At 68.8% G+C, this 9,091-nt stretch carries 9 protein-coding genes; 3 read left to right on the forward strand and 6 right to left on the reverse strand.

Features of this window, described 5'->3' with window-relative positions; translation table 11 throughout:
* Nucleotides 1-6: 6 nt before the first annotated feature.
* Nucleotides 7-456 carry a type II toxin-antitoxin system PemK/MazF family toxin gene (locus tag ABZ642_RS09275; RefSeq protein ID WP_351744070.1) on the reverse strand — a complete coding sequence of 150 codons (450 nt, stop codon included), beginning with the start codon at nt 454-456 and terminating at the stop codon, nt 7-9.
* A 19-nt stretch (nt 457-475) separates the two neighbouring features.
* A complete protein-coding gene (locus ABZ642_RS09280; protein ID WP_360479624.1) occupies nt 476-1,276 on the reverse strand; it encodes an alpha/beta hydrolase in 801 nt (266 codons plus the stop codon).
* A 62-nt stretch (nt 1,277-1,338) separates the two neighbouring features.
* Here ABZ642_RS09280 and ABZ642_RS09285 point away from each other — a divergent pair, with 62 nt between their 5' ends.
* Complete coding sequence (locus tag ABZ642_RS09285) at nt 1,339-1,752, forward strand: MarR family winged helix-turn-helix transcriptional regulator (RefSeq protein WP_360479627.1); 414 nt, start codon at nt 1,339-1,341, stop codon at nt 1,750-1,752.
* Nucleotides 1,753-1,853: 101 nt separating this feature from the next.
* Here the strand turns inward: ABZ642_RS09285 and ABZ642_RS09290 are convergent, their stop codons facing one another.
* From ABZ642_RS09290 to ABZ642_RS09300, 3 genes are all read right to left on the reverse strand, one after another.
* Nucleotides 1,854-3,344: an SPFH domain-containing protein gene (locus ABZ642_RS09290; protein ID WP_360479630.1), complete on the reverse strand. Its 1,491-nt coding sequence runs from the start codon at nt 3,342-3,344 to the stop codon at nt 1,854-1,856.
* A 133-nt stretch (nt 3,345-3,477) separates the two neighbouring features.
* A complete protein-coding gene (locus ABZ642_RS09295; RefSeq protein WP_360479633.1) occupies nt 3,478-3,696 on the reverse strand; it encodes a hypothetical protein in 219 nt (72 codons plus the stop codon).
* Between the two features lie 226 nt (nt 3,697-3,922).
* Nucleotides 3,923-5,347, reverse strand: a complete 1,425-nt coding sequence (locus ABZ642_RS09300; protein WP_360479636.1) for an amidase — start codon at nt 5,345-5,347, stop codon at nt 3,923-3,925.
* A 225-nt stretch (nt 5,348-5,572) separates the two neighbouring features.
* On the opposite strand from ABZ642_RS09300, the gene ABZ642_RS09305 reads away from it, so the two are divergent.
* Both ABZ642_RS09305 and ABZ642_RS09310 read left to right on the forward strand, forming a co-directional pair.
* Nucleotides 5,573-6,961 carry an AbfB domain-containing protein gene (locus tag ABZ642_RS09305; RefSeq protein WP_360479639.1) on the forward strand — a complete coding sequence of 463 codons (1,389 nt, stop codon included), beginning with the start codon at nt 5,573-5,575 and terminating at the stop codon, nt 6,959-6,961.
* Nucleotides 6,962-7,801: 840 nt separating this feature from the next.
* Entirely contained in the window at nt 7,802-8,413 is a 612-nt protein-coding gene (locus ABZ642_RS09310; protein WP_360479642.1) for a response regulator transcription factor, read from the forward strand.
* Between the two features lie 491 nt (nt 8,414-8,904).
* Here the strand turns inward: ABZ642_RS09310 and ABZ642_RS09315 are convergent.
* A partial coding sequence (locus ABZ642_RS09315) for a hypothetical protein (RefSeq protein ID WP_360479645.1) occupies nt 8,905-9,091 on the reverse strand: 187 nt, incomplete at its 5' end.

A 9,091-nucleotide genomic window follows, 5' to 3' on the forward strand; every position in this document is an offset into this window, starting at 1 on the left:
AGCGGCTCACTTCCAGCCGTAGCGCTCGTGCAGCCGGTTGCGTACGAGGTTGAAGCGGCCCCGGTCCAGCGCGCACGCCTCCCGGCGCATGCCGTCCTCGTGCAGCCGCAGCACGCGGTCCACGTCCACCCAGGAGTCGCGGCCCGACCGGTCCCAGGGGCCGCTGCCGATCGCCACCCACTCGCGGTCGTTGTCGTGCCGCTTGCTGGAGAGCTGTACGGCGAGCAGTGTGCCGGCCGCCTCCCGGGCGACGACCAGCACCGGCCGGTCCTTGCCCCGCCCGTCGTTCTCCTCGAAGGGCACCCAGGTCCAGACGATCTCGCCGGGATCGGGGTCGCCGTCGTGGGCGGGGGAGTATTCGGTGCGCACCCTGCCGACCTCGTGCGGGTCGGCCTCGGTGGTCGCGGTGGGGCCGTAACGGCCGGGGATGTTCTCGTCGTCGGTAAGCGCAGTCACGAAGGCACCCTAAGGGGCCTCAGCCTGCGAGAACAGGCGGGGTACCGATGCGGCGCAGCTCGGCCTCGATCAACTCGGCGGTGACGTCGGCGCGTTCGATGTGCGGAAGGTGGCCCGCTCCGGGGATCGGCTCGAACCGGCCCTGGGGGAAGGCCTTCGCGTAGGCGGCTCCGTAGGCGGGGGTGACGACACGGTCGCTCTCGCCCCAGATCACCAGCACCGGCTGCGGCACCCGCCCCAGCCGGGGCAGCAGCTTCGGACTGGTCATCCGGCCGCCGTCGGTGATCAGCCGCATGGTCGCCATGTTGGCCTGGCGGCGGGCGAGTTCGGCGGCGGGGAGGGTGGCCGGGTCGACGTAGAAGCGGTCCGGGTCGTGCCAGGAGTGCTCGGCCTGGGCGCGCGGGTCCAGCGCGAAGAAGTCGGTGACGGGTTCGCCCTCGATGTCCGCCCCGACCGCGTTGACCAGGACCAGACCGGTGATCAGCCCCGCCGTGTCGCGTATCGCCATCTCGGCGGCGAGTTGGCCGCCCAGTGAGGAGCCGACCACCAGGACGTCGCTCAACTCGCTGTCCTGGAGCAGGTGCAGATAGGCGACGGCGAGGTCGTCGACGCTCGTGAACCAGTCGGGGCGGGGGGTTCCGTCCCAGCCGGGGTGGACCGGGGTGAGGACACGGCCGGACTCGGCGAGGCGGGCGGCGAGACCCGCGACGGTGGCGGGACCGCCGCCTCCGTGCAGGACGAGGACGGGGCGGCCGGAACCGGCCTCGGTCAGGGAAATGGACAGGTCGGGATACACCTGGGCGGTGCGGTTCGTCGTCATGTCGAGGACTCTAACTAAACATCTTTATATAAACAAGCTTAGTCATGAGTTAGACTTGACTCATGCACGATGACCTGCAAGTTCTCGGAAGAGCGGTGAAACAGGCCCAGTACCGGCAGCACCGGGCGCTGGACAGCGCGCTCTCGGCCGTCGGCACCACCCTCGCGCAGTGGGACGCGCTGCGCGCCATCGACCGGTCGCCGGGCGCCTCGGCGCGCGAGCTGGCCGCGGCCACGTTCCAGAGCGAGCAGGCCTTCGGCACACTGGTGGGCCGGCTGGCCGCGCAGGGCCTGGTGGAACGGCGGCCGGGCCACGGGCGGCGCATCCAGCACCATCTGACCCCGGACGGCGAGCGGACGCTGGCGGCCGGGCACGGGGTGGCCGGCGAGGTGCTCGCCGGATGCTTCGCCGGGCTGACGGCGGCGGAGCGGACCACCCTGCTGGAACTGTTGCGGCGGCTCAACGAGCAGGGATGAGCGCGGGGATGCCCCCGGACCGGCCGGGGGCATCCCTGTCTTTCGTTCGCGGCCAGGGGCCTGTCTCCCACTCTCGGCCACCTGCCTGCTTGCGCTCTCGGCTACTCGCCGTCCCGCTCCACCGGCACCTTCTGCGTCTTCGGGGCCGTGACCCCGTTGAGGATCGGCGAAGTCTCGTTCGAGGCATGCCCGTTCTGGTTCATCGACGCCAGCAGCTGGCGGGCCAGCCCCAGTCCGGTACCGCCCATCGTGAGCGCCTTGGCGAACATCTCACCCATGCCGTCGGCACCGTTGAGCAGCACCATGTTGTCGACGTTGCCGAACGCCGAAGCGCCGGCCTTGACGATCTCCGGCCAGTTCTCGGCGAGTTGCTGGGCGACGACCGCCTCCTGGTTCTCGGCCAGGGCGGCGGCACGGGCCTTGATGGCCTCCGCCTCCGCGAGACCCTTGGCCTTGGCCGCTTCGGCCTCCGCCAGACCCCTGGCCTGTGCGGCGGCCGCCTCGGCCTCACCGGTGGCGCGGGTCGCGGCGGCGCTCGCCGTACCCCGGGCCTTGGTGGCCTCGGCCTCGGCGCCCGCGGCCGCCTTGACCCGGGTCGCCTCGGCCGCCGCCGCCAGCTCCGTCTCCTTCGCCTTGGCCTGGGCCGCCGAGATACGCGCGTCACGCTCGGCCTCGGCCAGCGTGCGCTTCTCGTAGGCCTTGGCGTCGGCCGGCTTGCGGACGTCCGCCTGGAGCTGCTGCTCGCGCCGGTGCGCCTCCAGCTCGGCGACCCGCGTCTCCTGGACGACGACCTCCTGCCGGGCAGCCGCGTCGGCGAGCGGACCGGCCTGGCGGGACTGGGCCGCCGCCTTGTCGCGCTCGGCCTGGTAGCCGGCCTGGAGGATCTCGCTGTCCCGGGTGGCCTCCGCCATCCGGGCGAACGACGCCTGCTCCGCCTCGGTGGCGAGACGGTTCGCCTCCGCCTGCGCGATCCGCGCGTCCCGCTGGACGGCTGCCGCGTGCGGCATCGCCAGGTTCTTGATGTACCCGGTCGGGTCCTCGATCTCATGGATCTGCAGGGAGTCGACGATGAGCCCCAGCTTCTCCATCTCCGTGCCACAGGCGGCCCGGGTCTGCCCGGTGAGCTTCTCGCGGTCGCGGATCATGTCCTCGACCGTCAACCCGCCCACGATGGACCGCAGATGGCCGGCGAACACGTTGTGCACCCGCTCGGACATCAGCTTCTGCTGGTCGAGGAACCGGCGGCCCGCGTTGGCGATCGACACGAAGTCGTCGCCCACCTTGAAGATGACCACGCCCCGTACCTTCAGCGGAATGCCCTGCTGGGTCACGCAGTCCACCGACAACTCGGTCTCGTTCAGGTCCAGCGAGAGCTTGCGCACCGCCTGCACGCCCGGCAGCACCAGGGTGCCGCGCCCCGTGACGATGCGGAATCCCATGCCTTCCTCAAGACCCTCGGTCCGATGGTTCGAACCGGAGATGATGAGCGCCTCGTTCGGCTCGGCGACCCGCCACATCATCTTGAACACACCGATCAACACGAGAACGGCGAGAACCGCCGCCCCCGCAACGACGCCGACAACCATCGGCATACGCCCCCTTTGGATGGTGCCCTTTCGGCACCGAACGAAGGGAGTGTGCGCCCGCGCAAGCTCGGGGTGAAGACGCTGACGGGTCCTTGTTGCAGTCTTGACGCATACGCCCCTCACCTGGGGCTACGCGCGCTCAACTGTCGTATGCGGGCGTGACGTAGACCGTCCGCGGCGGCAGGTACTCGACCACCATCACGACCGTGCCCCGCTCGATCCGGACGCCGCCGTCGGCGGAGTAGGCGAGGAAGTGCTCGGCGCCCCCGCGCACCCGGACGATCACCTCGCCGACGAGCCCGGGCCCGACCGTTCCGGTGACCCGCCCCATGAGCCCGACCATCGACGCATCGTCCATGGTCAGAGGGTACGGGCAGGTCAACCCATCGGAAAGCGGCTGGCGGTGAGTGGTGAGGGGTGAGCGGTGAGCGATGAGCGGTGAGGAGTCAGGGGTGAGGGGTCAGGGGCGAGGGGTGAGCGGCGGGTGGTCGGGTGTTGGGTGGTCGGGGTGCGAGTCGTCAGGCGCGGGTGGTGGGTTCGGGCGGTGGACTTGGGTGGTGGGCTCAGGTGGTGGGCTCGGGCCGTCAGGCGGTCGGCGAGTCCGTGGTCATGGCCCGGGTCGGCCGGCGTTCGTGCCAGCGCAGTTCGGCCTCCAGCTGGGCGGCGACGGACACGAGCAGCGGCTCGCTGTCGGCCGGGCCGAGCAACTGCGCGCCCACCGGCAGCCCGTCGCCCACGAATCCGGCGGGCACATTGACGCCCGGCCACCCCAGTACGTTCCACGGCCAGGCGTAGGGGCAGGCGGCGATCATCGCCCGGTCGGTGGCGAACTGGCCGAGCCCCAGCATCGCGCCGACGCGAGGCGGGGGAGCGGCGGTGGTCGGCGCGAGGATCGCGTCGTACGACGCGAAGAAGCCGCCGATCCTGTGCCGCAGGGCGGTCTCCGCGCGCCGGGCGGCCCGCAGCGGGGCCCCGTCGAGCAGTCGGCCCAGGCGGGCCGCCTCCAGGGTGCGCCGGTCGAGCAGATCCGGCCGCGGTGTCTCGCGGACGCGTTCGGCGATCCCGACCGTGGCGCGTGGGACGAAGGTGAGCCCGATCTGGCCGTAGGGCGGGTCGGCCTCCTCGACGGTGTGGCCCAACGCGGCCAGCCTTTCCGCGAGTTCGAGGACCCGTGCACGAACGTCCGGCTGGAGGCGGGCGGGCAGCGCGGTGAACGGCGGCTTCAGGGAGAGCGCGATGCGCAGCCGCCCGGGGTCGCGTCCGACCGCGTCGGAGACCGTCAACTTCCTTGGCCGGTGAGGGTCCTGGGGGTGGTTGCCGCTCGCCGCGTCCAGCAGCAGGGCGGCGTCGGCGACCGTACGGGCCAGGGTGCCGTTGACGGTGATGCCCTGGAAGGACTCGCCGCGCGGCCAGGTGGAGATGCGGCCGCGCTGGGGTTTGATGCCGACGAGGTTGGTCCAGGAGGCCGGTATGCGCACCGATCCGGCGCCGTCCGAGCCGAGCGCGGCCGGGACCAGCCCCGCCGCGACGGCGGCCGCCGACCCGCCCGAGGATCCACCGGGGGTGTGCTGCGGCTGCCAGGGATTACGGGTGGCGCCGAAGGCCGGCCCCTCGGTGAACGGCCACTGTCCCAGCTCGCATGTGTTGGTCTTGCCGATGATCACCGCGCCGGCCGCGCGCAGCCGTCGTACCGCCTCACCGTCCTCCGCCGCCGGCGGGAAGTCGCCCCGGCAGCCGAAGGCGGTCGGCTCGCCGGCCACGTCCGTGTCGTCCTTCACCGCGACCGGCACCCCGAGCAGCGGACGGCGCACCCCCTCGGCCAACTCCCGGTCGGCTGCGTCGGCTTCGTCGAGCGCGGCGGAGGTGCGGACGATCCGGAAGGCGTTGAGGGAGCCCTGGGTGGCCCCGATCCGCGCGAGGCACGCTTCAACGAGCTGGCGAGACGTCAATTCGCCTTCGGCCAGGGCACGTACGGCCTCGGCAAGGCCCGGTGAACGGTCGTGCGGCATGGGAACCCACCTCCGGAAGCGTCATGCTTACCGGAGAGTAACGTCGAGTCGGGTCGCGCAGTACAGATTTCGCACAGCCGCCGCCCAGCCGTGCCCCAGTCTCGTTCAAGTCATTGACGTGAACCTGCTGCTCCTCCTACTTTCTGCTCGCGTTCTCGAACCATGTTCGAGATTACGGACGTAGGGGTGTGCCCGCCCCCGCGACAAGCCCAGGGAGAGCCGCCCGTGACCACACGTCCCCCCACCCCGTCCCGCCGTACGTTGCTCCGCGCGCTGACCGCCCTGCCCGCGTCGGCCCTGGTCCTGGGTGAACTGCCCGGACTGCTCGGCACCGCCGAAGCCGCCGCGCCCGCGAGCGGCTACGCCACCCGCTACACGATCGTCCCCTTCCTCAACAGCGACGACGGCACGGTGAACGTCTACCAGTCCGACGACGCGGCGGACTTCCGCCTGCTGCAGTCCTCGGCCTACACCCCGCCGAGCAACCGCATCCGCGACGCGAGTGTGTTCAAGCACACGGACGGCTACTACTACCTCACCTACACCACCCACACCTGGCAGGACGTCAGCACCACGATCGGCTTCGCCCGCAGCTCCGACCGGGTCGCCTGGACGTTCCTGTACGACTACCCGGTGCCGATCACCGACCTGTCCCGCGCCTGGGCGCCGGAGTGGTTCGTGGACAGCGACGGCAGCGTCAACGTCATCGTCTCCTGCTCGACGGTGGACGACGAGTGGATCTTCACGCCGTACCTCCTGGCGGCCACCAACTCGGCTCTCACGGGCTGGACTTCGCCCGTCGCCCTGTCCGGCATCGGCTCGAACCACATCGACACGTACATCGTGAAGGTGGGCTCCACCTACCACGCGTTCACGAAGAACGAGACGGCGAAGTACATCGAGTACGGCACGGCCGCCAGTCTCAAGGGCCCCTACACGATCTCCGGGACCGGTGACTGGGCGGGCTGGGGCAGCTACCGAGAGGGTCCGTCGGTGATCCAGCTCGACAACGGCGGCTGGCGGATCTTCTTCGACGGCTACGGCGACGGCACCTACTACTACAGCGACAGCTACGACACGTTCGCGACCTGGAGCACGCCCACCGCCCTGCCCACGCTCTCCGGCACGGCCCGGCACTTCACGGTGATCAAGGAGGCGATGTCGGGCGGCACTTCGGTGGCAAGGAACGCGACCCGCTCGTTCCAGTCGGTCAACTACCCGACTCGGTACTGGGAGGAGCAGTCCGCGCTGCTCAACCTCCCGGTCCTGACCAGCTCCAGTACCACCGCCGACAAGCAGGCGGCCACCTTCACGGTCGTCGCGGGCCTGGCCGACTCCAACGGCTACTCGTTCCGCGACACGGCGGGCAACTATCTGCGCCACTACGACTTCCGAGGCCGGTTCGACGCCGACGACGGCACGTCGACGTTCGCGAAGGACGCCACGTTCATCGCCCGCACGGGCACGACCGGCGGCTCGGTCCGCTTCGAGTCGTACAACTACCCCGGTTACTACCTGCGCCACTACAACTACCAACTCCGCGTATCCCTCGCGGACGGCACGGACCTGTTCCGCCAGGACAGCTCGTTCGTCCCGGTGACATCCTGGGCCTGACCTGCGCTGCTGTTGACCTGGTCAGATGTCCTGACGGTGCTCCCGTATCGGCTCGTCGATCTGTATGCGCGTCACTGATGTGACCCGAGGTCAACTCACGTGAGGCGCGGGGTGTTGTTTCCATATCGGGAACAGCCCTCCGCCATCGGGTTCCGTGCTCCCGCCGACGTACCACCTTCCTCGCCATCGCCAGGACGACGTGCTGATTCTGCAATCCCTGCGAAGCCATCTCTTGGTCTTCTCGGCAAGCTGTCGGTCACGGTGGGGATCGGTGAGCGGTTGCTGCCGGAGGCATGCCTCCGCGGCCACCGGGTGCCGGCGACGGGGATGAAATCGCCTCGGCGGGACGGTTAGCGATATCCTGCACTGGTCGAACTGGCGCCGCCGGCGCCGGTACCAGGCCTGCAGCAGCCACTACACGACACGGCCGCAGCTCCTGAACTGCCCAGCAGTCAGAACAAGCACTGTTGCCGTGCTCAACGCCGTCGGCCCAGGTACCCTCACGGACGCCGACGGGGCACATCGCAGGGCTCGCCGAGCCAACATTGACGAGCTGCAGCCGCCGACCAAGAAGCTGATCGACATGCTCGCCTTCGTCCCAGCTGAAGCGATTGACCCGGCCAGGTATCAGAACGGCCACTACGCGAAGCCTCGTACGTTGCCAGAGGTCACAGATCACGGACCCTCTCGTCCCGGCATCCCCGTATGGGCCATCCGGGGTGCCACTTCTTGCGGAAGAGCCGAGTCTGGGGTCAGGCGGCGGGAAGCACCGGCCGTCTACTCCGCTACGTCATGTGGCCGGTGGCACCACCTACGCTGGAGCTTCTAATGAGCCCGTCTGTGACGTCTATAGCCGTTATTTGCGACTGGTCGTTGCTTCAGCTCGGTCTCGCGCAGGCGATCAATGCCCAACCGGACTTGCGGATCACCACCTTCGTTAAAAGCGCGAATGACCTGCTCCGCAAGGCGAATGGCGTAAAAATTATTGTACTGACCAACCTGCAGCTGTCCGACCAGGCGGCATCCGACCAGGTCGCTCAGTTGCATCGACAAGGGTACGCGGTCATTGTGATATCGACATCGGAGGTGCAGTCCGATGCCGTCCCGTGCATTAAAGCCGGCGCTCGAGGATATCTGAGTCGGCAAACCGACGATTCGGAGTTGGTGACGGCCATCCGCGCCGTTGCTTCAGGAAGAAGTTACTTCGGCGCCAGTCTCGCTGGTCAGAGTCTGCCTGCGCCTCCTCCCCGTATCACCAGCCGCGAGAAACAAATCTTGCAGCTCGTCGCCAACGGTGCGACAGATCGCGAGATCGCCAACAAGTTGAATATCACCGAAAACACGGTTCACACACACCTGGAGCGACTGCGCAGAAAGTACGGCTCTCGACGCAGGGCCGATCTCACTCGCTTGGCCCTAAAATGTGGTGTATTGGAGAACTTCAAAGAGTAACCCACTGGGCACACCGCTGCTCGCTGCTGTCAGATGTGTTATCTGTTCGGGTGAATATCGTCCAGACTGTCGACGACGGTCACTGACGGTGGATTTGAAGGTGTGGGCACCTGAATGAGAATGGGGACGTAAACAATCATGCCGTGCCTGTACTCGGCTTTCTTCGAGAGCCGATAGCACACAATCACCGCCGGGTTGCTTCGCGTCGCATAGCACCGAAGCACCGACTTCGCGGGTGCGGCCTGCGGCGCATGCGACGGGACAGTCGCCTCACTCACTGGTGCGCCCCATACCCAAACCGCCAAGCAAGCGGAGGCTGCGACTGCCAGACGGCAGGCACGGCCCATCCCATTAGCCTTCACCATTGGCCATCCAACCCCAGCACCTCGCAGAGGGGACCTCTGCGAGGTGCTGACTCATGTGATCGCCCTTCGTCAACCGACGAGGCCGATCTGACTGAGCGAGGCCCGGGGCTCCGCCCAGTCAAATGATCAACCTTGGGTGCCGCCCTGGGTGTTGCCGTTGCCGCCACCTTGGGTGCCGCCCTGGGTGTTGCCGTTGCCGCCACCTTGGGTGCCGCCCTGGGTGTTGCCGTTGCCGCCGCCCTGGGTGCCGCCCTGGGTGTTGCCGTTGCCGCCGCCCTGGGTGCCGCCCTGGGTGTTGCCGTTGCCACCGCCC

Source organism: Streptomyces sp. NPDC007157 (assembly GCF_040634235.1).
Classification (GTDB): Bacteria; Actinomycetota; Actinomycetes; order Streptomycetales; family Streptomycetaceae; genus Streptomyces.